Source organism: Bradyrhizobium sp. USDA 3256 (assembly GCF_054058275.1).
Genome location: NZ_JBSSAE010000002.1, coordinates 827710 through 851601, shown reverse-complemented (window position 1 = coordinate 851601; position 23892 = coordinate 827710). Strand labels below are relative to the sequence as shown.

Genomic DNA, 23892 nt, shown 5'->3' with positions numbered 1-23892 from the left:
ATTGCTCGTCCAAACCGCTCGTCAGCTACCAGATCAATCGACAATTCTCTGGGTGGATGCTTCCTCCACTGGTAATACGCGCCGTCGGGGCGCACCATACGGTCTTACTTTGCGTCTATGTCCGTGGCGGGCTTTTGATCGTTAGTGCAGTAGAGCCACGACAGCACGGTTTGCAGGTTCGTTGTCCGCGCTTCGGAAGGAGCTTGAGCAATTCGGGTTTGTAAGACCGGGCGGGGCCGTGGGCACGAGAACCCAGGGGATCACGAACCATTCCTCATCGACCAACGTGTCTTCCGCCAGCATCGAGCCTTGCAACCGTTTTACGAGAGCGCGCGGTTTCGTCGCACCTCGGGTAGAACATTTCACGTTGCAAACGTATAAGTTGTATGCAACCGTACCCTTGGGCCTCAGGAACCCGAGATAGCATTCAGTGGCCATCAGCGTTCTAACAGCCCCGTTCGGCGGGGACGGTGCCCATGTCCAAGGGGCACCCCAAAAGCACATTGGCCGTTCACGATTACGGTTTCTGGACCCCGGCAACCAGTCCGCTACCGACATCAGAGCTAAAAGCAAAATCCATGAACCATCAGCGAATCTCGCGCCGCGCCGCGGCGATCGCTCGCGTCTGCAGCCTCGATGTGTTGCACGACAACGAAACATCTCAGCAAAGAGCCGACCGGATGCTGGCGCCGCACAAGCGGCGTAAACGTTCTCCGTCGTCAAATGATTTGAGGCTAATTAGGCGGCTCGCAGGGGTGGCTCCCTCAGGGGTTAGAGTTTAAGCGCCCTGCGCTCGTTGCTGCGAGCGAGGGTTTGCATTGGTTCTTTTGGGTGCCGCCGTGTTCTGTAATATTCGTACCTTCGGAAGCTTCCAGGTGATCTGCAACGGCCGATCTTACGGTCGCCGGCTATCACAGCACTCCAGAACCTTGCTCGCTTTGCTCGTGCTTCGCTACGGTCGAAGTGTCCGGCGGGAAGAGATCGTCGATCTGCTTTGGTCGGCAAACTACGACAAGGCACACCGACGCCGGCTCAGCACGATTCTGTGGCGCATCAATCACGTCGCGCCACGAAGCACGCAAAGATACGAGATCGTTCGCATCGAGGAGAATGGCGACATCCGGATCGACGCCGACACTAACATTCACATCGACCTGGCCGAATTCGAGAGCGTCTTTAAGGCGATTCCGAGTCATGTCGAGGAATTCCGCAGCTTCGATGTCACGGCGATCGAAAATGCCGTCAACCTCTATCGCGGAGATTTGCTTGAGGATATGGACACCGAATGGTTGCACCAGGCACGTGCCCACGTTCGGCAATGTCATCTGGATATGCTGCAACTGCTCATCGAATATTTTGCCAAGGCAGCTCAACCGGACAAAGTTATTCTCTACGCCAACCGCTTCCTGCAGATTGATCCCTATGTCGAGACCGTACATCTTGCGCTCGTGAAGGCCTATTTAGCGACGGGAAAGAACGGCCTTGCCCTCGCGCAGGTCGATCTTTGTCGGCGCGTTCTCAAGGATGACCTCGGAGTTCCGCTGAGCGCCGACGCTGAATTCATCCTCTCTTCTCTCGGTCTGACGCGGCGTATAAAGCCGAGAACACCGCGCCTGCAAACATCCGAATCGTCGGTCGCCTCGACGGATCGAGTAGGTGAACTGCGCTTGACTGTTTCCAAACTTCTTGCGATTTGTGCAGAATTGCTGGACGAGCTTTCGCCGGACGGTTCCTCGCGTCACTAGAACCTATCTCAAAGTTGGCGAAACAGGATTAGCAGGCAAGCAAGCTGGACGAAGCCGAGGAAGTTCTGCGGATAGAACTGCCAACGCACCAACAGGCGCCACTGTATCCGCGCGAAAGAGCGTTCGACCAGCCAGCGCCGGGTGTAACGACGGAGCCTGCGCCGGTCTTGAGTGAGCGACCTCACCCGGTTTGAACGATGCGGGGCGATCGATCTCGGTGCTCTGTGACCGCAGCTCTTCATCGAAGCGCATCGCTGTCATAGGCGCGATCGCCGATCAGATTCTCTCGTCTTGCACTACTTTGGCAGATTTACTTGCGCTGCGGCTTTTCACGGGTTCGTCTTCTGCAATATGGGCATCGCGGGGATGGCAGTCGAAGAATGAGATCGACGATGGCGTGGCGTACGGCCGGCAAGCTTGGCTGAGGCGGGGGTCCGTTGATTCTTTTTTCCGCTCCGCTTGTGCGAGGCGACGGTGTTGCAAGAAGGCGTACGCGATCATGGTCATGAGTGCGTGACGATAAAGACCTTGCCAGGATCGTCCCTCGAAGTGATCAAGCCCGAGTTCCTCTTTCAACTGCTGATGCGCCTGTTCGCAGATCCATCGAGCCTTGATCGTGGCAGCTAGCGTGCGCGGATCTGTCGCGGCCGGCAGATTGGCGAGATAGTATTTCTTCTCCCCTGAGGTTCTGTGTTCGCCGATCAGCCAGGCCTCCTCGCCGGGAAGATGCTGCTGGCCCTTACCCTTGATCCGCTGCGGTAGTCCGTCGGCGATCCGCACCCGAACGGCGGCAAAACGGGCTTTCAATCGACCCTTGGTTCCGGTTCGCCAACTCACAGTTTGCCACTTGGCATCGGCGAGCATGTCTTCCGCTGCCCTCGACAGGATGTCCGGAATGCACCGCTTGCGGGGACGTCCGCGCGTCGCAACTGGCCAGACCAACTTGACGCAATTGATCGTAATCGCCCGCGGCAAAGCGCTCCGCCATCGGCTGAATGCTTTTGCGCTCACCAGGGCCGATCAACCCCGCAATGTAAAGCGGACACATTCGCCGCCGGCCTATGACCCAAGCGATCGAGAAATGGCTTCAGCCAACATTCGAGTTTGTCCTCCCGGTCCGACGTCGCGTTCCCCATGGTCGGCCCCTCCAAAAGCCGCCCCCTATGAATCATTGAAAAATCGATTCGGGAATCCTGACGGGCTCACTAAACTGACGAAACTGCCAAAGTAGTGCTAGCCTCGATCATCTAGAAATCGAAACAGAGCTGCACCAAGCGCACCTCGTGATGGTTCGCAGCATGGGTGCTCACCGGAAGCGGCAAGCCACGGCGATCCACAATCGCCATGATTTTCAGACCTTTTCCACGTCTCGTCGGGCCGACCTCTGCGCCGCCGCCTTTGGCCAACGCAAAGGTTGCGTCGATGAAACAATCTTCCTCATCGAGCGCACCTTCATCGCGAAGTTCGTTGGCGATATCGGTCAGAATGCGTCGCAACACTTCCTTGCGGCGCCAATTCTCAGAGCGATGATGCACGGTCTTATAGTTCGGATAGCACTGCGGCGGCATGTGCCACTGCGCGCCTGTATTCAGAATTCAAAGAACGGCTTCCAGAACTTGGCGTGTCGCAATAGGCTTGCGGTGACCTTGCCCCCGAGATTTATCCAGTTCTGAGTTCGCTCCGGCTGTTGGATTTGCCCGCGCGGGCGGTGGTAGCGACGGGAGCTGGCGCGGAGCCTTCGGCGTAGCGTAGCGCCAGATCCCGACGCGGGTTGCAGGTGAAGGCGAACTCAGATGGTGTCTTCCATCCGAGCTGTGAGTGCGGTCGTGCATCGTTGTAGTCGGTCCGCCAACAACCAAGTGCGACACGGGCCTGGGCCAAGGACGTGAACAGCGTCTCGTTGAGCAACTCGTCCCGTAGCCGGCCGTTGAAGCTCTCGATGAAGGCGTTCTGCATGGGCTTGCCCGGCGCGATGTAGTGCCAGGCGACGCGGCTCTCTGGTCGGCCCACGTCAGGATGGCGTTGCTGGTGAGCTCGGTGCCATCGTCGCTGACCACCATCCTGGGCTTGCCGCGCTCGTTCGTCAGCCGGTCCAATTCCCGCGCCACCCGGGTGCCCGAGAGCGAGGTATCGGCCACCAGCGCCAGACACTCGCGAGTGCAGTCGTCGACCACGGTCAGGATGCGGAAGCGGCGGCCGTCCGTGAGCTGATCCGACACGAAGTCGAGCGACCAGCGATCGTTGGGGGCCATCGGCACCATCATCGGTGCCCGGGTCCCGATTGCCCGCTTGCGGCCGCCACGGCGACGCACCGCAAGCTTCTCTTCCCGGTAGAGCCGGAACAGCTTCTTGTGGTTAATCACATAGCCCTCCCGCTTGAGCAGAACATGCAGGCGTCGATAGCCGAAGCGACGCCGCTCTCGGGCGATCGTTCGCATGCGTTGGCGAAGGCCGACATTGTCTGACCTTGGTATCTCATGGTCATTCGGCAACAGCCGATGGCTTTACACGCCTGCCGTTCGCTCATCCCGAAGGACTCCCGTAGATGGGCGACAGCTTTCCGCTTGGCCGCGGGCGTCACCATTTCTTTCCCACGAGGTCCTTCAAGGCTGCGTGGTCCAGCATGGCGTTGTCCAGCATGGCGTCGGCCAGCAACCGTTTCAGCCGCGTGTTCTCATCCTCCAGCGTCTTCAGCCGCTTGGCCTCCGAGACTCCAGCCCGCCGAACTTGGCCTTCCATTTGTAGATGCTGGCGTCGCTGACGCCATGCTTGCGGAACAGATCGGCGACCGACACGCCGGCCTCGTGCTCCTTCAAAATCCCGATGATCTGCTCTTCCGAAAAGCGGCTGCGCTTCATGCTCTGGTCCTTGTCGTGGGCCAGAACGAACTTCAAACTGGATTAAGCCCGCGGGGCAAGGTCAGCGGGCCCAGCCGTCCATCAGCAATGTGCTCTTCCGGAAAGTGTTTCCGGATGCGCTCCCGTTGTTCGTCCGCCAGCCGAAGCATCTTCCTCTATAGCCAATCGACTCGAAGCTTCAATTTCGAAATAGGTTTAGCAACACTTCTCCAAGCACCGTCGATCCTCACCCGCTCGAATGAGTTGCTTCGTCCGTGTGCGATAGCCACTCGGGGTGTGACACTGGTGAAATCGACACGTGATCGCGGCGAGGCCTTGGCTTGATATCGAATTCGAGACCGGCGAGCCCGCGATGGTGCGATCGCTCGCTGCGGTCCAATCTTGATCAATACGGAGAGTCCCAATGGCTCTGAAAGCTGATGACGTAAGCGCCTTCTTGAAGAGGTGGGTTTCCTCATATGAGAACGGTGACAAGACCTTCTTCGATGCTTTCTCCAATGACGCATCGTTCTTCTCGATCTCCTCGCCCACCCGCATCGACGGCCTCGAAGAGTTCCGCCGCGGGTTCGAGGAGCAGTTTCTCGGCGAGAAGCGCCGCTCGCAGATTCTTTCGCCTGAAATTCGGGTGATCGGTGATGCGGCCGTCGTGTCGTATCACAACCGGGTTTCGGCCGGCGGCGGCACTGCCAACCTGCGCGCCACGCTGGTGGTGGTGCAAGGCAAAGGTGGGCTCGAGATCGCGCACCTGCATACCTCGCCGCTCGCCTCCGTTGGCGTGCCGGTCCAGGGTCGCGCTCCCGAAGCCATCACCCTGCTCGAGGAGCGGGTAGCCACCGCCGCCGCCGCCGTCGGCACGCCGAAGTAGACCAAGCGATCGGCAACGCAGGAAGTATTCCGATGAAACGCCACGCTCGACCGAGGATCGCAGTTGTCGGTATTGACGGGTTTTCGCCATCGACGCTGCAGCACTATCTCGGTGACGGCGTAATGCCAGCTCTCGCATCACTGGTCGCGCGTGGCGCTCGCGTTCCCCTCATCTCGACCCTGCCGGCGACCACTCCGGTCGCTTGGACGGCAATGAGCACGGGATGCTATCCGTCCAAGAACGGAATCGAAGGCTTTTTGCTGCATCGACCCGGACGGCGGCTCGACGATCGCATCAGCGGTGTCTACGCCGAACAGATGACTGCCGAGCCTCTCTGGCAGACAGCTTGTCTCAACGGGCTCTCGAGCTACGTCGTCAAGTTTCCGGTTTCTTATCCATCTGCCGCAACCCTGCGGGTGGACGGCGCGGCGGGATGGGGTGGACTGACATGCCTTCACGAGACGGCCGCGTCAGGCACCAGAAGCTGGCCGGATAGCGAGGACGCCACCATCTCGGAGGCTGCTCCCTGGCTAGGTCAGGCGCCTGAGCAATTCGCGCCGGTCTGGTTCGGTCGGCTTTCATTGCCCAACACCTGGGGTCATGCGCCGGTTTGCTTCGACCTCGCCGTATCCGAAGGCAAGGACGGACCAACCCTTTCGATCGCGCATGGCGCCGATTGGAGCAACCTTGTCATGACGCTGTTGCGTGGAGAATGGAGCAATCCCATCGAGATCGAGGCGGTCAATCGCCGCGGCGTGTTGCGCCGCTGCGCGCTGCGCTTCAAGACATTGGCCGCAGAGACCAGCCCAGTATCGTTCCAGCTCTTCAATACCCCCCTCCACGAACTCGACGGCCACTCGCATCCAGATGCGCTCTGGCAAAAACACCTTCGCGCTGCCGGACCGATCGAAGAGCAGACGGATCCCTCCTTGCTATTCTCCGGCGCGATCGACATCGCTACGCACGTCGACCGCTGCCAGCTCAACATCGATTGGCTCTCTCGTATATCCCGCTCGATTCTCCGCGACGAACCGTGGGACCTATACATGGTGCATACCCACATCGTCGATTGGGCGCACCACCTTCTCCAAGGGGCTATCGACCCCCGCCATCCCCGCTTCGAACCCAACCGCGCCGACGAAGCGGAGGGACTACTAAGGCATATCTACGCGCTGACCGACCAGCTCGTCGCAACTGTGATCGACGCGGTGGGTGAAAGCGCAAACGTCATTGTAATGGGTGACCACGGCCAAGACCTGCATCACACTACGGTCAGGTTCAATTGCTGGCTCGCCGAGGCTGGATACCTCTGCTTCCGCGACGACGACCCGGCGGAAGTCGACTGGGGTCGCACCCGCGCCTGCGTGCTCGGCAATGGCGTGTATCTCAATGTCGCGGGGCGCGAACCCACAGGCATCGTTCACCGCGACCAGGCCGGCGCACTGATCGACGAGCTCTGCGCGGGATTGCTCGATATCTCCGACCCGCGCAACGGCGAGCGCGTCGTCCACATCGCCGCACCACGAGATCATTTCGCTGCTCTCGGTGCGCACGGACCAGGTATGGGCGACATCGTGTTTTGCCTGAGCAGCGGCTACCAGGCGCGCAACAATCCGGGACCGATGTTCGAGATTACGATCCCCTGGACCGAGTTCACCAGCGGACACGATCATTTCTGGCCACTCGATCCGCGTCTGCAGACACTGATGTTCGCAGCTGGTCCCGCCTTTGTGGCCGGGAGACACGCATCACGCCTGCATTCGATCGTCGACGTCGCTCCGACCATTTCGTCAGCGCTAGGTATGGCCTCGCCACCTGACATTGACGGATCCCCAATCAATTCGATCCTGGCCGATCCGCCGTACGTTTCTGCCAAGCGTTCACCGCTGGAGGTCTAATCCGTGACTATCGCCAAAGCACCGATTATCAGCACCCGGCCTCAGCTAGCTATCGACGGTGGCGATCCCGTCGTGCGCAAGGGACACATGATGATGGCCCGCTGGCCCCGGCTGGATCGCAGCGATCTCGAGGCCGTCACCCGCCAGTTGGAAACCGGCTTGTACACTGAGATGGCATCGACCGCGCGGGTGCGCGAATTCGAAGCCGAGATGTCCATGATGGCAGGCACGCGTTACGCGCTTGCGGTGCACAGCGGCACGGCTGCGCTGCATTGCGCCATCGCGGGGCTAGGGCTGCAATCGGGCGACGAGGTCATCGTCCCGGCATTGGCCTATATTGCGTGCGCCGCCGCGGTGATTCATCACCAGGCGATTCCGATTTTCGCGGACGTCGATCCCGCGACCTACAACGTCACGGCCGAGAGCGTCGAGGCGGCGATCACGCCGCGCACGCGCGCGATCATGGTTGTCCATCTCCACGGCTTGCCCTGCGACATCGACGCGATCTGCGAGGTCGGACGCCGGCTCGGCATTCCAATCATTGAAGACTTTTCGCAGGCCGTGGGGGCGACCTATCGCAACCGTCCTGTCGGCGGCCTGGCCGATGTCGGCGCCGCGAGCCTGATGGCCGGCAAGAACTTGCCCTCGGCCGGAGAGGCCGGCGTTCTCGTGACCAACAATCGTGACATCCGGAACCGCGCGGCAGCCGTCAAGGCATTCAGCGAGGCGGTAAAGCCCGATGGAAGCTACGAGTTGATCGGGGCCACGATGGGGTGGAACTACCGGATCAACTTACTCTCTACCGTGATGGTGAGCCGTCAGCTCTTCCATCTCGAGAAATATACGCAGGCCCGGCAGGAGGGCGCCGCCAGGCTCGATGCCTCGCTGTCCCTCATCCGTGGGTTCACGCCACCGTTTGTGCCACAGGACCGACAGCACTGCTACCACATGTATCGCTTCAAATTCGATCCGGAGGTCGCAGGCCTCTCGGTCACCCTCGATCAGGCGCACGAAGCGCTCAAGCGTGTGTTCAATGCCGAGGGGCTGTTTCTGGTCGAATTTCAGAACCAGCCATTGCCGGGTCATGACCTCATCCGCCAGCGCGTCGGTTACGGTCGCGGTTGTCCTTGGCGTTGCCACGGGAGAGAGGATATCGACTATGGCATCGAGCGCTTTCCCGGTGCGCTGCGGGCGATCCGCGACTCGCTGGTGATCGGCATGCCGTCACAGGCGGTTCTCGCCAATCCCGAGGTAGTTGATGCCTATGTGGCAACGATCGAGAAGCTCGCGTCGAACATGCGGATCTTCGAGCGCTTTGCCGCCGACTTGCCGTCAACGACGCCGTGGTCGGCTTCCGCACGGATGTTCTGAACCATGACCGAGCACCCGCGCCCATTCGATGACAATCAGGCTCTCGACCTTCGCAGCACGCGGTTGCGCATTACTATACTGCGGACTCACGCAGTCGCCGGCCAAGGCCACCTCGGTAGTTCGCTTTCCCTGGTCGAAATCCTGAGCGCTCTGTTCGCCGAAGGACGTTTCTCGACCAACGTAACGGCGGAAGGCGATCGGCTGGTGCTCTCGAAAGGACACGCGGCACTTGGGCTCTATTGTGCGCTCGCGGAGGCGGGTATCATTTCCCACGCCACGCTGGCGACGTTCGGGCAGAACGGCAGCACTCTCGAGCCTCATCCAAACGAGACCGTTCTGCCAGAGGGCTCCGTCTGCACGGGATCGCTCGGGCAAGGATTGTCGATTGGATTGGGCTTCGCATATGCTAGCCGACTGAGTGGCCGTAGTGACGAGCGGACGGTCGTCATCCTCGGCGATGGAGAGCTCAACGAAGGCCAACCATGGGAAGCCGCAATCGCTGCGCGACGCCTGAAGCTCGGAACTCTGCTCGCCATCGTCGACGCCAATGGCATGCAGCAGGACGGTACGATGAGCGACATCATGCCGATCGACGATCTCCAGGGTGCATGGGCCGCGCTCGGCTGGCAGGTCCATACCGTGGATGGTCACGATTTTCGAGGCCTGCTCAGCCTGCTTGCGGAGATCCGCGACGTCTGCCCCGACACGCCAAAGCTGATCGTTGCGCAAACGGTCAAGGGCCGCGGAGTTCCCTTCCTGGAAAACGCGGTCGACAGCCACTATCCGTCGCCACTCGACAACGCCGAGCTCGACCTTATCGAGCGACTGCTCATTGCGGAGATGCGCGATGTCCAATGACGCTCCACTCTACGCTCGCACACTCCGGAACGTCGGCACGGAGCACGCCAATGCGATCGTTGTCGACGCCGGTCTGGCCACCTCGATGCAATCAGATCTATTTCAGGTCGCCTTTCCCGAAAGGTATGTCAATCTCGGTATTGCCGAGGCGAATGCGGTCGGCTTTGCCTCCGGCCTTGCCCGACGCGGCTTCAGGCCTATCGTGCACTCCTTCTCCAACTTCCTGGCCCGCCGCGCGCATGACCAGATCGCGATCTCCATCGCGCTGCCCAAGCTTCCCGTCCTTTTGGTCGGCGGCTCCTGCGGCGTGTTCGACGGTCGTAACGGCCCGTCGCACTTCGCCAGCGACGATCTCGCAACTTTCACGGCCTTGCCAGGTTTCAAGGTCTACGAACCCGCCGATGGCGAAGACCTGAAGAATGCGATGCGCGAGGCGATGACCGAGGACGGTCCCTCTTACTTGCGCCTGCGGCGCCATGGCATGCGTACCGGACGCGCTGACGAAGCCAAGGGCGGCGACGGCACGCATCTGGTTCACGCTGCCACAGAAGATGCCAGGGTCACCATTGTCGTCATTGGCAATCTTCTTGAAGAGGCATTCACAGCCGTCCGTATTCTGGCCGATCAGGATGTTCACGCGGACCTTTTTCACGTCGTGCGGATCAAGCCACTAGCCGCCGAGAAGATCCTTGCCAGTGCCCGACGCACCCAGCGCCCGATCGTCATCGAAAATCATTGCGCCGTTGGCGGCGGCGCGCAGGCCGTCACGGTCGCACTTGCCAGCTACGGCCTCAACGTCTCGTGCTTCACACTGCCCGACCGCTTCCTTCCGGCCGGCGATCCGCGATGGCTGCTCGCACAGGTCGGCCTCGACGCAAACTCGCTGGCCGACCGGATCGTCGCGCTGCTGCATCAAGGAGCCGCGTGATGCCGCCAATGTTCACCCCGCTGAATGGAGCTCACCACGATCACGTACCGGCACGCACGCGTGCAGTTGTCCGTTGGCGGAAGGAAGCGTTTGGCTATCTGGCAGCGTTTCCGGATGGTCTTGTGGGTATCTTCGACGAAGCGGCGGCGCAGTTGCTTGAGAACGGCGCCGACTACGCGGCTTGCAGCGCGCATCTCGTCCCTCAGTTGGAAGTACCTACCGACTTTCACTTTGATGCGCCGCTCATGGCCTGGATCGAGCTGACGCGGGCCTGCAACTTACGCTGCCCGCATTGCTTCGTGGAGGGTGGTGTCGCGCGCGCGGGCGAACTCCCGACCGAACGTATTCTGGGCCTGCTCGACGAGTGGGCCGCCATGGGCGTTTTCTCGGTGATCCTCACCGGCGGTGAGCCGACCATGCACCCGGACTTCGTCGACATCGTCCATCACGCTCACCGGCTCGGATTCACCGTCGGCCTCGCCACCAACGGCATGCCGATCACGGAACGACTGCTGGCCAAGCTCCCGCGAGATGACGTCATCATCAGCGTCAGCATCGATCATCTACACGGCCAGGGCGCGCATTCCGGGGCAACCGACTTCGAATACGTCACGCGCAAGCTGCTAATGATGAAACAAGCCGGCTTCAACACAAGCATCATGACCACGACGTCAAGTCAGAATGTCAACGCTCTGCAAGCCATCATCGAATGGGCCATCGACAATGACATCAGCCTACGCAGCGTGCCCTTCGTCGCAATGGGGCGGGGTTCGCTCAATCGCCATCTCGTCAATGGCGTCGACGACGTCGAGCGCGCCGCACGCTTCTGGATCGCCGAGGAGGAATGGGAGCGGGTGCGCGATCCGAAAATCGGCTTGTGCGCCGGCAAGGTCTTCAACTTCCTGCTGACGATGGTCTACGCGACGCGACGTTGCATGAGCGGCCGTGGCCTTTGCTACGTCAATTCAAACGGTGACGTTTACCCCTGCAGCACCTGCTCCGGCAACAAGGTGCTCTGTGCCGGCAATGCACGTTGGACTTCCTTTGCCGAGATCTGGAACGGATATTGGGACATCCGCAACATCACATGGGACAGTTTCACCGAGACTTGCAACGGCTGCTCCATCAGAGAACGCCGCTATTTCTGCACCGGCCGCTGCCCGGGCAGCTCGAGCGTCCTGCACGGGCGCCTCGATGGCTGTGGCACCACCGACTTTCAGAAGGCAAGCATCCTGCGCCGCGAGGAGCTCTTCAAGGCGCACATCCACGCCGAGCCGGCCATTCCGGTGACGCGTCATCAGGTCAAGGCAGCGCCGGCAGTAGCCGACGCTGACGCGCGATAGAGGTTATCCGCCATGCAAGTATCGCTCGCGACCAGTCTGCATCTAGATCACGGCGCAAGACCACTCGATGCCATCCCGGGCAGTCGCTTGACCATGCAGGCCTTTGTTCCGGTCGGATTGTTGTCGCTGAAGGCGGCCTGCAACGTCGAGAACGCCAACTGGCGCGTGCACGTCCATGAACTGAACACGCTCATCAATGCTGGCGCCATTCCCAACGATGAGGATTTCTACGACAACGTCGCCCAGACCGTCGTGCAAGGCGGTGGCGACCTCGTCGGGCTGATGACGGATGCCGACTCACTGCATCACACCATTGCCATCGCCAAGCGGATCAAGGTTCGTGCCCCCCAATTGATCGTCGGCCTCGGCGGACCTGCTGTCACGCCGACCGCGCGGCTTCTGCTGGAGCGTTACCAGGCGATAGATTTCGTCGTACGTAACGAGGGCGAAGAGACCTTCCCCGAGTACATCGCCGCGCTCGAGGAAGGCCGCACGCCGGTAGGCATCCAAGGTCTCACCTGGCGCGACGGCACCACCATCCAGCACAACGCAGACCGTAAGGTCATCGAGGATCTGGACCGGCTGCCGATCCCGGATTTCGATGCGTATGCTCAGACCGCACATTCGGCGCTCTACCTCGACGTCGGTCGCGGCTGTCCCTTCAAATGCGCGTTTTGCGCCACCGCGCCGTTCTGGGAACGCCGCTACCGGATGAAGTCGATCCCACGCATCCTCAGCGAAATGCGATTGCTGCGCGACCGTTGGGGCCGGCGTCATTTCAACTATTCGCACGATATCTTCACCTGCGACCAAAAATGGGCGCACAAATTCTGCGATGCAATGAAGGCCGCCGAACTCGGCGTGACCTGGACCTGCTCGACACGCACGGACGTCATCGACCCCGAACTCCTGGAGCACATGGCCGAGGCAGGATGCGTCGAAATTTACTACGGCATCGAGACAGGCTCGCAGGAGATGCAGCAGACCATCTGCAAGGGTCTCGACCTGAATTGGTCGCGCGAAATCGTGCGCGCAACAGCAGCCTGCGGCATCCGCCCGGTGACCGGGTTCATCGTCGGTTATCCTGAGGAGACCCAGAAGACGTTCTCCGACACTATCGCGCGCTTCTTCGACTTTCTGGAGGTCGGAGGATACCGGGCTCATATCTTTACCCTGTGCCCGTTCCCGGGCGCGCCGATGTTCAACAATGCCAAGGCCGGGATCGACCGCCGCGCAGCCTATCTCGACCTGCCACTGCAGCCGGCCGTGAGGGATGAGGCCGACCAATTGAGCCAAAGCGATCGCAACCTATTCGCGAGCCACTATCGCTTCGCCACGCCCAACATGCCTCACGAATTCATCTCGGCAGCGGAGGAAATTTCGCCGCACATCGTGCTGCTGAGGCGGCTTTGGCCGCACCTGCTGCCCTACTACGACGAACCGGCGACACTGTTCAAGCATTGGACGACATGGATCGGCAAACGCAATGACAAGCGACCGTGGCGAGCCAATCATCACGGCAATGCCGGCGATCTGATCGACTTCATCTCCGCGGAGATGCCACTGCTCGGCATCGACGATCAGCCGCTGCGAAATTTGGTCCGTTATGAAGCGGCCAAACTCGCTGCCGCCGCGCTACCGGCGGACACGCTCCCGCATCCGGAACGACTGCTGTCGGATATGATCGGGCAAGGACACCCCTTCCTCATCGTTCCGTTCGAGACCGACATTGGTCGTCTTGTCAGCGGCAGGCCGCAGGCGGCCAACGACATCGAGTTGCCGCAATGGGTCGTGTTCGCGCGCGAGCCGGGCGGAACCGTCAACACCCATGTCATCTCCGACGCGGCGCGGCGCGTGCTGGAACGCGCTCGCACGCCAAGTCCACGCAACGAGCTGGTGCGGGTTGCCCTGAACGACTCCACGCTCCCGCAGAGCGAAGCCTTAGATCAGGCCGTGGAAATCGTCCAGGCGCTGACGTCTAGCAACCTCTTGAGGGAACTCCGGACATGATGATTCCTCCATATGTTCTATCCGCCGCATGCCACATCGAGGCCAACGGCTATGTCTATGACCTGAACATATTGCGCGATCGCCTGCGCCAGATCGAGGACGCACTCCCGATCCGGAGACGGCGCATCCACTTCGCCACGATGGCCAACGATCATCCGAGCGTTCTCGCCACCATCGCCGAGACCGGACACGGCGTATTCGTCAACTCCCCAGCGCACCTCCACCTCGCGCTTGGCGCCGGCCTCTCGGCCCGGCGGATCATCTATGCTGCGAGCAACATGTCCGGTCATGAGATGCGGATGTGCCTGGATGCCGGCGTCCACCTGGTCATGGACTCCGCAACTCAGTTGGCCGGCCTGGACGCCATCGCACCGGCGGGTACGTCGGTCGGAATCCGCGTTAACGTCGGCAGCGCAATCGAAACACCGTCGCTGGCAATCGAAACGTCCTATCGGTTCGGGCTGCTTGCCGACGAAGTCGGCGCTGCGGTCAGCGCCACGCGCAACGTGCGTGTCACCGGTGCGCACTGCTATTTCGGCACTGACATCCTGGATCCGGACACTCTGCTGGACGGGCTCGAGCGTCTGTCGTCCGTTGCGGTCAAGCTTCCGCACCTCGAGTACGTCGACGGCGGCGGCGGCTTTGGCATTGCTGACGATTTCGTTTCTCGCCAGTTCGATCTCGCGGCTTACGGCGCGGGCGCCGCCGCCATCATGGCGTGGCTCGAACAGAGGACCGGTCGTCCGGTGACCCTTATCGTCGAGCCAGGACGCTGGCTTTGCGCGCCAATCGGCTGGTTCTTTGCCCGCGTGACCGACGTCAAGCCGCGTGCGGATCGCATCCTTGCCGGCGTCGCCGCGAGTGTCGTCCAGTTTCCCCGCATGCTACTGCACCCCGACAAGGCTCGCCATCCCTGCGAGATCGTCGACAGCCAGCAGCGCCCGCCCGCGGCCTTGCCAGTCTGGGTTACCGGCAACTCGACCTATTCGCGCGACTTTCTCGCGCGCGGTGCGGCGTTGCCCCATCCTAAGGTGGGCGACCTGATCGCCTTCCACAATGCGGGCGCCTATTGCCGCTCGATGTGCACGCGCTTCCTGGGGAAAGAAGATCCAGAAGAAATCCTCCTCCACGCCCCGGAAGAGCGCAGGCCGCTCATGGATGCCTTTGTAACTGCGGCTCAATAGCGAGTAACGCCAATGTCAGCCATGGAAATGTACAATCTGCTGCGTCGCCTCGAGATATCGCGCAAGCAGATTGCCGAGCACAGCATCTATCAGAGTCTCGAGGACATCAACGACATCCGGATCTTCATGGAGCACCACGTCTTCGCCGTCTGGGACTTCATGTCGCTGCTCAAGTCGCTGCAAAAAGCGCTCACCTGCACCGAAATTCCCTGGATTCCGGTCGGCTCGCCGAAGCTGCGGCGCTTGATCAACGAGATCGTTCTCGAGGAGGAAACCGATGAGGTCGAAGGTGATCCCGCAAGCCATTATGAATTGTATCGCCAGGCGATGATCGAGATCGGTGCTAACACGCGCGCGATCGACGTCATGGTTGAAGCGGTCGCGTGCGGAAAGCCGGTCAGCGAGGCGCTCTACCACTGCGGCGCGCCGGTAGGTGCGCGCGCCTTCGTCGACAAGACCTTCGAGCTCATCAGCTCCGGCAAGACCCATGTCGTCGCGGCCGCATTCACCTTCGGTCGCGAAGAGCCGATTCCCAACATGTTCCGGACGCTGGTCGGCAGCCTGCAAAAGCAGCACGGCGGCCGCTTGAAAACCTTCATTACCTATCTCGATCGCCATATCGGTTTGGATGAAGACCATCACGCACCCATGGCGATCCAGATGCTCGCCGAGCTCTGCGGCAACGACCGCGAGAAATGGGAGGAGGCCACGCGGGCCGCGATCGTCGCACTCACGGCGCGTCATAGTCTCTGGAGCACAGTCGTGAGCGAAGTGTCGCTGGCGCGCATGGGTGTCCCCCCGCTTCGGGCGGCTGGCTGATCGCCGGGGAGAGATGCCGTGCAGTCACCACAACCGGCGCAGCCTCGTCGCAGAAGCAGTGAGATCGGCGCGCTGCTGACGATCGACTTCGTGACGCATGGACTGCCTCGCACGCGAACGGTGACATTCGAGGCCTGTCGCGACGAGCTGCCCCGCGGCACGGTCAGCTCCTGGACGTCGTCGGCGCCGGCGAACTGGCAGATGCCGTCGGTGTCACCGCCGAGTATGACCGATTCAGACCAGGCGACCGCGGCGCTGCTGGATTTCTCCGCGTCGATCACGGCACCGCTTTCGCTACGCTACAGCCGGCTGGTCTCCTGCAGGCAGATGACCGACGCCGAAGACGACTGGCAATCGAGAGCCATCGATGTTCACGCTTTGACGGGCCGGATCATGCTTGCGAACGGACGCACGATGTCACTGGGCTGGAGCGGCTTTGGTGACGGCCTTGCGGGTATGGCAGAGGGCCCGAAGCGCGCTCGTGTGGAGTGGGTCTCGCGCTGCGCCGGAACGGCCGCACCAGTCGACGCCGGCGATATTCCGGTCGTGCTGGCGCCGCAGCCTGCCGCCGTTGTCGCGCACGAGGCCATCGGTCATTTTTCCGAGGCTGCCGCATCCGCGGCGATCGACCTGCGTCATCGCCTTGGATGCCGGCTTGCGGCCGACGACTTCGATGTGTTTGACGATCCGACACGCGGCGCTGCCGCGCGCTACGGCGTCGACGACGAAGGCACGGTCGCGGTCGGGCCGACACAGATTGTCGACGGCGGCGTTCTGGTCCAGCAACTTCATGGTCGCGGTTCGGCCCGGACAGCACAAACGCTGTCAACCGCAAACGCCCGCGCGGCGCAGATCACCCAACAACCGATCCCCCGCCTCTCCAACCTCGTCGTGCCGGCCGGAACCCGGTCGCAGGACGAGTTGGTGGACTGCCTTGGGGACGGCCTGCTGGTTCACCATCTCTCTCACGGCTTTTCGCGCGGACTTGAGATCGAGGCCCGCATCGTGCTAGCTGAGCTTGTCAGATCGGGCCGCCGCACGGGAATTTTCGTCGGCGACGGCCGGGTCACCGAGCGGATCGACGTGCTGGCGCGGTGCATCGCGCGTGGCGATCGCATTGAGCTCAATCCGAATGCCCTGTGCGGCAAGCACGGCCAGATCCTCTACGACGTCGGTACGATGGCTCCCGCCATGTTACTCTCGCAACTGAGGATCGCACGATGACTATCGACCGCACGATCGTCTTTGCGCGCTGCCGCGATGGACAAATCATCCATCACTTCGCGCATCGCGTGATGGCCAATGCTGGACGCGCGGCAGTTGGTGCCTGCGACCAGGATGCTGCCGGGCTGTCCGACCTGGCGAGGGACGAATGGCATCGTCATTCGGCAAGGCTGCCACCGGGACGTCGCAGCCAGCTCGTCGCCGAGATGGGGCACGTCATCGATATCGGCAATGTTCGGCCCTATTCGATCGTCCATGCCAACGGCAGCATTCTCCAGGGCTTGCCATCGCCGCACCTTCCCTTGGTCGCGGAGGCAATCAAGTGGGCCGACGTTCCTCGCAAGCCGCTGCTGACGTTCGGCCCGTCGGCAACGCTCGCGCTGGTGAATTTCATCCTTGACGGTATCCCGGGCGCGATCGACGCGGCGGCGTGGCCGTTCGATAGTGAGCTGACAGTTTGCGATACCGGGCAATCGCCCTATCCCCCGCAACATCGGGACAATGCGACGGCAAGCCGCCTCGGCACTGGCACCGAACACCGCGATGAAGGTGATGATATCGCATTCATGCTGCTTCAGCGCAGCGAGGTCTGGCAACGCCCGGTGAACGCGCTCTACAACATGCGGCAACGCAATCTTGCGATCGGATGCGAGCGCAAGATGCCCGATCCGTCCGGCCCGGTCATCGTGTTCGACACCTTGTCAGCGGAGGTCGAACCCACGCTGTCGCGCTCGTCCTGGCTTGCGACTTGGTATCTCGTCGACGCAGACCGTCCGATTTGGGGCGAAGAGCGAGTCGCCGTCGCAATCGATACCTCAAAGATCCTGCGAGACGATGTTCGTACCATCGGGACGCCCTGGCCCGCCTGCATATGCGATCCGATCGAAGGCGAATGCTACGGAATGGCGCCCCATCTGTTCGCGCAATCCTCGTCCCTAGCGGTGAGCGTGCTGCAATGAAATCCCTTTGTCTTGATCTCGAACCTTATATCAACGCGCACTTGGCGACCTTCGATGCCGACCGCCGGGCCGGCTTTGTGAATGCCTGGTGCAACAGCTTCCCCGCAGAAGAGATTCCCTTTGGGAGTAACCTGCTGATTGGTGGCGCGATGTTTCGACTGCCGGGGAAGCAGCGAGGAACGCCGGACCACATCGAAGCGCTCGAGCAAACCGTTGAAGTCAATGCAGCGACCAGCGCGCGCGCAGCGGCCATTCTCGGCTTCGGAGAGCTCGGCGATCAGGAACTACGGTTCAAGGTTTCGGATGTATTTGGAGACGAGTACATCACGCGGGTAGTCCTGCCGAACTGGCTCGTCCCGAAGCACACCCGGCAGGAGCAGCAAAGCTGGCGGGCGACGCACCTGCACTATCCCGACTATGAGCTGGATCATCTATGTCCATGCCTGTTTGCCGTCGCGGCACCGTTCAGGTCGGAGATTCGGCCCCGCTCCATCACGCTTCACGCCAATCCGCTCGCGCATGTCTTCGCCATCAGCTTGCTGACCGAGGGCCTCCCGCATGCCTGACTTCGCCTCGTCGAGAATTCTAGTCCCGAGCACCCTTCGCAACCTGAACATCATTCTGGATGCGATCGTGGACCGACCGAGTGCCCCCTGCTTGGGTTGTGTCTGGGGCTTTGCCGAGTTCGATCCCTCCTCGACGGCCGCCGAGTTTGACCTCCCATGCGGCTGGCGCTTCTACGCACAAAAGCTCCTGAACTTCGCCGGCATCCAGCTCGACTATGCCGAGGACGGTCGAGACAACGCCTACGATCGCGTGGAGTTGGGTCAGTCCATCATTGCTGCGGTGGACAGTTATTACCTGCCCTATCGGCCGGCCTGGCAGCGGGTGCACAGCGCTCGGACGCTGATCGTCGATCGTCTGGCCATCGACACCGGAATGGCCGACATCATTGACGTCTGGATGCCGGAATACGCCGGCCCGATCGAACTTTCCGATCTTGATCACGCGCGGAATTCGCATGTGCCAGAAAATATCGAGCGTGAGCCGCTCTATGCCGGCATTCCATTGAGGGAACGGTGGTGGACCGTCGCCCTAGTCGTAGACCCGCTCATTCGTAATCACAGCGGCGTCATGTCGAGATTATCGGGGTTGGTGTCGGACGCCATGAGTGCGAACACGCTGGGCAGGATGGCCAAATTCCGCCATGGTGCGGTCGAAGCGCTGTCGCGGCCGCTCGCGATCTCGGGCGGAGCCCGGCGCGCAGCCGCCCTACAACTGCGAGCCGAGATAGGATTGCGCGCCTATCTCTATGCCTTCTTCAATTTCGCGAGCGCTGCTCTCGACGATCAACTGTTCGCCGCCGAGGTCTGCTTGTGGTCGCGGCAGCTCGACGAGCTCTCCGGAGTGCGCGATCTACTGATCAAGTCGGTAGCTTTCGATCGACCCGAATATGCGCAACTTGCCGATCGTGCGCTGCGCTCCGCCGAAGGGCGGGAGCGCAGGTTGACTCAATTCGTCGACGAGCGCTGTCCACAGCAGGCGCCCGATTCGATCCGTGCTGGAGGAGAATCATGCTGAACAACATCATTTGGCTGGTCTTCGACAGTGCACGCTACGACGCTTTCATGGCGGCGTCCACGCCCGCAATCGACAGCATTGGTTCGACGGAACGGCGCTTCAGCTATGCGAGCTGGACCGCACCGAGCCACTACGCCTTCATGATGGGTCTGCCGCCTCATGCCAACGCGCCCGGAGTACTCGCTGCCGATGTCCATCGGCAAGATCTGTCGCTCTGGCAACGTCGCATCGGAGACGATGCTCAGGAGATTTCCTTTGCGGATTTCGCGCCTTCCTTGTCGCTGCCCGCCTTCCTACGCTCCATTGGCTATCGCGCCGAGGCTTACGTATCGCTGCCTGTTCTGAACCCGCATACGCCGATCGCGCAACATTTCGATCATTTCCAGCTGATGCCAACCCATAACGATCTCGCCGCAATCGTGGCGCAACTGCGGTTTTCCCGGCAGCCGCAGTTCATTTTCGTCAATGCGGGCGAGACCCATTATCCGTACGCGCTTCCCCATGAGGGGCCGAACGATCTGCCGCGGATACCTGGCGTTCACGGCGTCTGGCGCGATCTCGACGATTTCCTTAAGAACAGAGGTGGGGTGGCGCAACCGGGGGCAGAAAATAGAATCCGGTTCGACACCGAATCGCTGCGGCCGCTGTGGCAAAAGCAGGTCGCCTGTATCGAACATCTCGATGGTGTCGTTGCTACCCTCATCGAGAAGGCGCCGCCGAACTCTTGGTTCATCATTACGGCCGACCATGGCGAGTTGTTCGGCGAAGACGGATATTTCGGCCACGGTCCCGTAGTCCACGAGAAAGTGTTCGAGGTATTCTTCGTGGAGGGCAAGCGCCCGCGCGTTGCGAAGGCTAGCAGCATCCAGCTTGACCAGGCTGTGATAATGGGGCGGCTGAGGAAGCTCGGCTACGCTTAATATCGATCAAAGGATGACTTTAATGGCAAAGGCAAAGAAAAGGACAATTGCCGTACACAGCGAGGCCGAATCGAGCGGATCGTGCTTCAAGAAGCTGGTCATCCGGCCCTTGACCGACAAGGACTGGCCGGCAATCGCGGCCCTGTTTGGCGACAAAGGTGCCTGTGGCGGATGCTGGTGCATGTACTGGCGAGTGGAACGCGGCGGACGAACCTGGGACGACATCCGGGGTGACAATGCGCGTGCGCAGTTCCACCGGCTGGTGCGGTCCGGAAAAGTTCATGGGCTGCTCGCGTTCGAGGAAACAACGCCAATCGGGTGGGTTTGCGTTGGACCGTACGAAGATTTCCCCCGCCTTGCCACGGTCCGCGCGCTCCGGCGTGAGCGGCCGGCCAAGACCTGGTCCATCGTGTGCTTCTACATTCCCCCGAAGTACAGAGCTCGTGGCCTTGCCACACGACTGCTGGTCGCAGCGCAAAAGTTGGCCAAAGCTTCCGGCGCCGCCGTCGTCGAGGGATATCCGGTGGCAACCCGGGCTGGCAAGCAACTTCCTAGCGCCTTCGCATGGACTGGTGTACCGAAGATGTTTGCTGATGCTGGCTTTGCTAAAACTGCCGGAGGCCAAGCCGCACTACGAGTCTGGTTGTCTGTCGTCACATAATTTGGGACTGATCGGGCCTTTCGAGAAGGGAGGCTCTGGCTCATCAGGAGTTAGAGTTTAAGCTGCTCGCAATTGATGCTGCAAGCGTCGGTTTGCGATGGTGTTGCGCTTGATGCGTTTTTCGGTCGGCGAGGATGGCCTCAGCCCTGTCGAAGTAGACATCGGCAGAAGTGAGGTTGTCGATGCTCTCATGATAGCTGACGTGATTGTAGTGTTCTACGAAGGCCCGTATCTGCCGTTCGAGGTCACCCGGGCAGGTAGTAATGATCGAGCAGAATGCGGTTCTTCAAGGTTAGGTGCCAGCGCTCGATCTTTCCCTGGGTCTGGGGTCATCACAGCCGCGCACATGTTGCATGCCCTTGTTTTCGAGCCAACCGGCCAGATCGTCTGCCACGTAACTCAAGCCATTGTCGCTTAGAAGCCTCGGCCGGTGTGCGACGGTGCCACGGTCGGAGGCCAGAGGCCAGGAGTGCCTGGTCAAGTTTGGCGGTGACGTCGGAGGCAGCCATCGTGCGGCCAAGCCTCCAAGCAACGATGTAGCGCGAGAAATCATCGAGCACGGTCGAGAGATAGTACGGTCGCGGTAGGGACGCTGGTTTCCCAGCGCCCCCCGCCCAGATCTGTACTGCGGAGCTAGCGCATACGGCTCCTGCCTTAGGTCATGGCGCGTACCGTGGATTGGGATGCGGATGGCAGGCGCGGACTTTCGGGATGTATCGCCCGACGTAATGCTGGAACCGATCCCAGGTCATCGAGAGCGCCGGCTGCGTCGACGAAGCGAGCGCAGCCATGCCCGGCAGACCTCGGCGCGGAACATGCCGAGCCGTTTTAGATTCCCAGGAATCGCTTGGTAGTTCAGCTAACGCTCCACCGTTCCCAGCCGAAGCCCTGTCGTTTCCGGGCGTGCGCCAGATGACGCCTAACCTTTTTCTCTACCCAATCTTTGATGTAGCCGAAGCACTCTGGAGTGCCCTACTGCGAAGTAGTCCCCCCCCCCCCCGGAGCATCGTACGCATCCGGTCAGCACCCCGGGCAGGCGCGCCGATCAGCCGTGGCGCTCAGGCGGCAGCGGCTTTGGACTGTCGGGTCGCCTTCCAATTCCACGGGAGTAGGTCGGCGACACTGTTGGCGGGGTGATCTGGAAGCCTGGCCAGCATGTCAGCGAGCCAGGCTTGCGGATCAACGTTGTTCATCTTGCAGGTCTCGATCAGGGTATAGACGGCGGCGGCACGATTGCCGCCAGCATCTGAACCGGCGAAGGTCCAATTTCGTCTCCCGACAGCCACACCGCGTAACGCTCGTTCGGCAGCATTGTTCGAGAGGCAGACGCGGCCATCGTCCAAGAAGCGAGTGAACGCCGCCCAGCGGTTAAGCAGGTAGTTGATCGCCTTTGCGGTATCATTGTTTGAGGAGAGCAAGGTCCGCTGCTGGCGCATCCAGATCTCAAGATCAGCAACGATCGGCACGGACTTCTCTCGACGTACCGCAAGCCGCTGTTCTGGCGTTTTGCCGTTGATAGTGCGCTCGATCTCGAACAGGATATCGATGCGCCGCACGGCCTCGCTGGCAATCGGCGCCTCTCCAGATTTCGCCAGGTCGAAGAACTTTCTGCGACCGTGGCTCCAACAGGCCGCTTCAAGGATCGGAGCTGGCTTCCTTTGCGCCTTGTAGAGCTGGTTATATCCATCAAAGGCGTCGGCCTGCATCAGGCCCACATAGCCGGCAAGATGGCTTTGCGGGTGCTCTCCAGCCCGGTTGCGTGAGTAGTAGAACAGGGCCGCCGGCGGACCTGTGCCGCCAAACGGCCGGTCATCGCGAACATAGGTCCAGATCCGGCCGGTAACCGTCTTAAGCTTGGCCAGTACCGGCACCGTCGTATCGTCGGCGTGGATGCGTTCCGCGCTCATGACGTGGATCCGGATGGCCTCAATAATGGGATCGAGTGCCACCACGCAGGCGCCGACCCGATCCGCCAAGGTCGAGACGTCGATCTCGATCCCTTCGCGGGCATAGGTCTTGCTCTGTCGGTTCAACGGCTGATGCAGCAGGAACTTGTTGACCAGCACCATCGCCAGCAGGTTCGGCCCGGCAAAGCCTCGCGGGATCGGATGGAAGGGCGCCGGAGCCTCTGTGATCGCCTCGCAATCTCGACAGGAGAACTTTTCGCGGACATGCTCGATAATCTTCCAGCGCCGCGGCTCGCATTCCAGGGTCTTCGATACCACCTCGCCGAGCTTGTGCAGTCGCTCGCTGCCGCACTTGCCACATACGCAAGGAGCGGGTTCGACGACGCGTTCGATCGGAAGATTGTCCGGTAACGGAGGTCGCGGCGGCCGTGGATTTCGCACGCGCTGCTGTTTGGCGGCTCCCGGCGCTGCAAGCTCGGCCTTGATCTCCTGCTCCGCCTGGGTCGCTTCAAGATCCTCGATGGCGAGTTCAAGCTGCTCGACCAGCAGCTTGCCGCGCTCAGAAGATTGCCCGAACTGCTCTCGCCGTGCCTTGGCCAGCATCAGCTTCAGTCGCTCGATCTCCAGCCGGCCGACGGTCACCTCGCTCTTGGCCAGCGTCAACTGCTCGCGCTGCGCAAGGATCATCGCGTGTGCTGCGGCAAGGTCGGTGGGAAGCTGATCGGAGGGCGTCGTCACGAAGACGAATCAACCATATTCGT

The 23892-nt window shown here is 61.2% G+C and carries 18 protein-coding genes and 4 pseudogenes; 16 read left to right on the top strand and 6 right to left on the bottom strand.

Annotated elements, in window-relative coordinates; genetic code table 11:
- Nucleotides 1–818 precede the first annotated feature (818 nt).
- Nucleotides 819–1745 carry an AfsR/SARP family transcriptional regulator gene (locus ACVWY5_RS05655; protein ID WP_080667330.1) on the top strand — a complete coding sequence of 309 codons (927 nt, stop codon included), beginning with the start codon at nt 819–821 and terminating at the stop codon, nt 1743–1745.
- A gap of 329 nt (nt 1746–2074) precedes the next feature.
- On the opposite strand, the pseudogene ACVWY5_RS05650 reads toward ACVWY5_RS05655, so the two are convergent.
- From ACVWY5_RS05650 to ACVWY5_RS05635, 4 genes and pseudogenes are all read right to left on the bottom strand, one after another.
- Nucleotides 2075–2696 (bottom strand): annotated as a pseudogene (locus ACVWY5_RS05650) (transposase); the annotation flags it as partial.
- A 46-nt stretch (nt 2697–2742) separates the two neighbouring features.
- Nucleotides 2743–2793 (bottom strand): annotated as a pseudogene (locus ACVWY5_RS05645) (hypothetical protein); the annotation flags it as partial.
- 199 nt (nt 2794–2992) lie between these two features.
- Entirely contained in the window at nt 2993–3313 is a 321-nt protein-coding gene (locus ACVWY5_RS05640; RefSeq protein WP_051376384.1) for a hypothetical protein, read from the bottom strand.
- Between the two features lie 91 nt (nt 3314–3404).
- Nucleotides 3405–4603 (bottom strand): annotated as a pseudogene (locus ACVWY5_RS05635) (IS3 family transposase).
- 403 nt (nt 4604–5006) lie between these two features.
- On the opposite strand from ACVWY5_RS05635, the gene ACVWY5_RS05630 reads away from it, so the two are divergent.
- The 15 genes from ACVWY5_RS05630 to ACVWY5_RS05560 are packed head-to-tail and all read left to right on the top strand — an operon-like array spanning nt 5007 to nt 21224.
- Nucleotides 5007–5468 (top strand): nuclear transport factor 2 family protein, encoded by a 462-nt coding sequence (locus ACVWY5_RS05630; protein WP_028338068.1) that lies wholly within the window; start codon nt 5007–5009, stop codon nt 5466–5468.
- 32 nt (nt 5469–5500) lie between these two features.
- A complete protein-coding gene (locus ACVWY5_RS05625; RefSeq protein ID WP_080667370.1) occupies nt 5501–7366 on the top strand; it encodes an alkaline phosphatase family protein in 1866 nt (621 codons plus the stop codon).
- 3 nt (nt 7367–7369) lie between these two features.
- Nucleotides 7370–8737, top strand: coding sequence for a DegT/DnrJ/EryC1/StrS family aminotransferase (locus ACVWY5_RS05620; protein ID WP_152977557.1), 1368 nt, complete (start codon nt 7370–7372; stop codon nt 8735–8737).
- A 3-nt stretch (nt 8738–8740) separates the two neighbouring features.
- A complete protein-coding gene (locus ACVWY5_RS05615) occupies nt 8741–9595 on the top strand; it encodes a transketolase (protein WP_028338066.1) in 855 nt (284 codons plus the stop codon).
- Nucleotides 9585–10523, top strand: a complete 939-nt coding sequence (locus tag ACVWY5_RS05610) for a transketolase family protein (RefSeq protein ID WP_028338065.1) — start codon at nt 9585–9587, stop codon at nt 10521–10523. Before ACVWY5_RS05615 ends, ACVWY5_RS05610 begins: the two co-directional genes overlap by 11 nt.
- A complete protein-coding gene (locus tag ACVWY5_RS05605; RefSeq protein ID WP_321177223.1) occupies nt 10523–11866 on the top strand; it encodes a radical SAM/SPASM domain-containing protein in 1344 nt (447 codons plus the stop codon). Before ACVWY5_RS05610 ends, ACVWY5_RS05605 begins: the two co-directional genes overlap by 1 nt.
- Before the next feature lie 12 nt (nt 11867–11878).
- Nucleotides 11879–13876 (top strand): B12-binding domain-containing radical SAM protein, encoded by a 1998-nt coding sequence (locus tag ACVWY5_RS05600; RefSeq protein ID WP_080667368.1) that lies wholly within the window; start codon nt 11879–11881, stop codon nt 13874–13876.
- A complete protein-coding gene (locus ACVWY5_RS05595; protein WP_028338062.1) occupies nt 13873–15060 on the top strand; it encodes a diaminopimelate decarboxylase family protein in 1188 nt (395 codons plus the stop codon). The genes ACVWY5_RS05600 and ACVWY5_RS05595 overlap by 4 nt, the downstream gene beginning before the upstream one ends.
- A gap of 12 nt (nt 15061–15072) precedes the next feature.
- Nucleotides 15073–15879 (top strand): DUF3050 domain-containing protein, encoded by an 807-nt coding sequence (locus ACVWY5_RS05590; protein ID WP_028338061.1) that lies wholly within the window; start codon nt 15073–15075, stop codon nt 15877–15879.
- 18 nt (nt 15880–15897) lie between these two features.
- Nucleotides 15898–17103, top strand: a complete 1206-nt coding sequence (locus tag ACVWY5_RS05585) for a metallopeptidase TldD-related protein (RefSeq protein ID WP_038381832.1) — start codon at nt 15898–15900, stop codon at nt 17101–17103.
- The gene (locus ACVWY5_RS05580) at nt 17019–18062 is read left to right on the top strand and encodes a hypothetical protein (protein ID WP_321177224.1); all 1044 of its coding nucleotides are present in this window, start codon (nt 17019–17021) and stop codon (nt 18060–18062) included. Before ACVWY5_RS05585 ends, ACVWY5_RS05580 begins: the two co-directional genes overlap by 85 nt.
- Nucleotides 18059–18628 (top strand): hypothetical protein, encoded by a 570-nt coding sequence (locus ACVWY5_RS05575; RefSeq protein WP_028338058.1) that lies wholly within the window; start codon nt 18059–18061, stop codon nt 18626–18628. The genes ACVWY5_RS05580 and ACVWY5_RS05575 overlap by 4 nt, the downstream gene beginning before the upstream one ends.
- Complete coding sequence (locus ACVWY5_RS05570) at nt 18621–19643, top strand: cysteine peptidase family C39 domain-containing protein (protein WP_028338057.1); 1023 nt, start codon at nt 18621–18623, stop codon at nt 19641–19643. Before ACVWY5_RS05575 ends, ACVWY5_RS05570 begins: the two co-directional genes overlap by 8 nt.
- Nucleotides 19637–20563 (top strand): alkaline phosphatase family protein, encoded by a 927-nt coding sequence (locus tag ACVWY5_RS05565; RefSeq protein WP_063616682.1) that lies wholly within the window; start codon nt 19637–19639, stop codon nt 20561–20563. The genes ACVWY5_RS05570 and ACVWY5_RS05565 overlap by 7 nt, the downstream gene beginning before the upstream one ends.
- Before the next feature lie 22 nt (nt 20564–20585).
- Complete coding sequence (locus ACVWY5_RS05560) at nt 20586–21224, top strand: GNAT family N-acetyltransferase (RefSeq protein WP_321177225.1); 639 nt, start codon at nt 20586–20588, stop codon at nt 21222–21224.
- 57 nt (nt 21225–21281) lie between these two features.
- Here the strand turns inward: ACVWY5_RS05560 and ACVWY5_RS05555 are convergent.
- Both ACVWY5_RS05555 and tnpC read right to left on the bottom strand, forming a co-directional pair.
- A pseudogene (locus tag ACVWY5_RS05555) lies at nt 21282–21799 on the bottom strand (transposase); the annotation flags it as partial.
- A gap of 483 nt (nt 21800–22282) precedes the next feature.
- Nucleotides 22283–23818, bottom strand: a complete 1536-nt coding sequence (gene tnpC / locus ACVWY5_RS05550; protein WP_431017467.1) for an IS66 family transposase — start codon at nt 23816–23818, stop codon at nt 22283–22285.
- Nucleotides 23819–23892 lie beyond the last annotated feature (74 nt).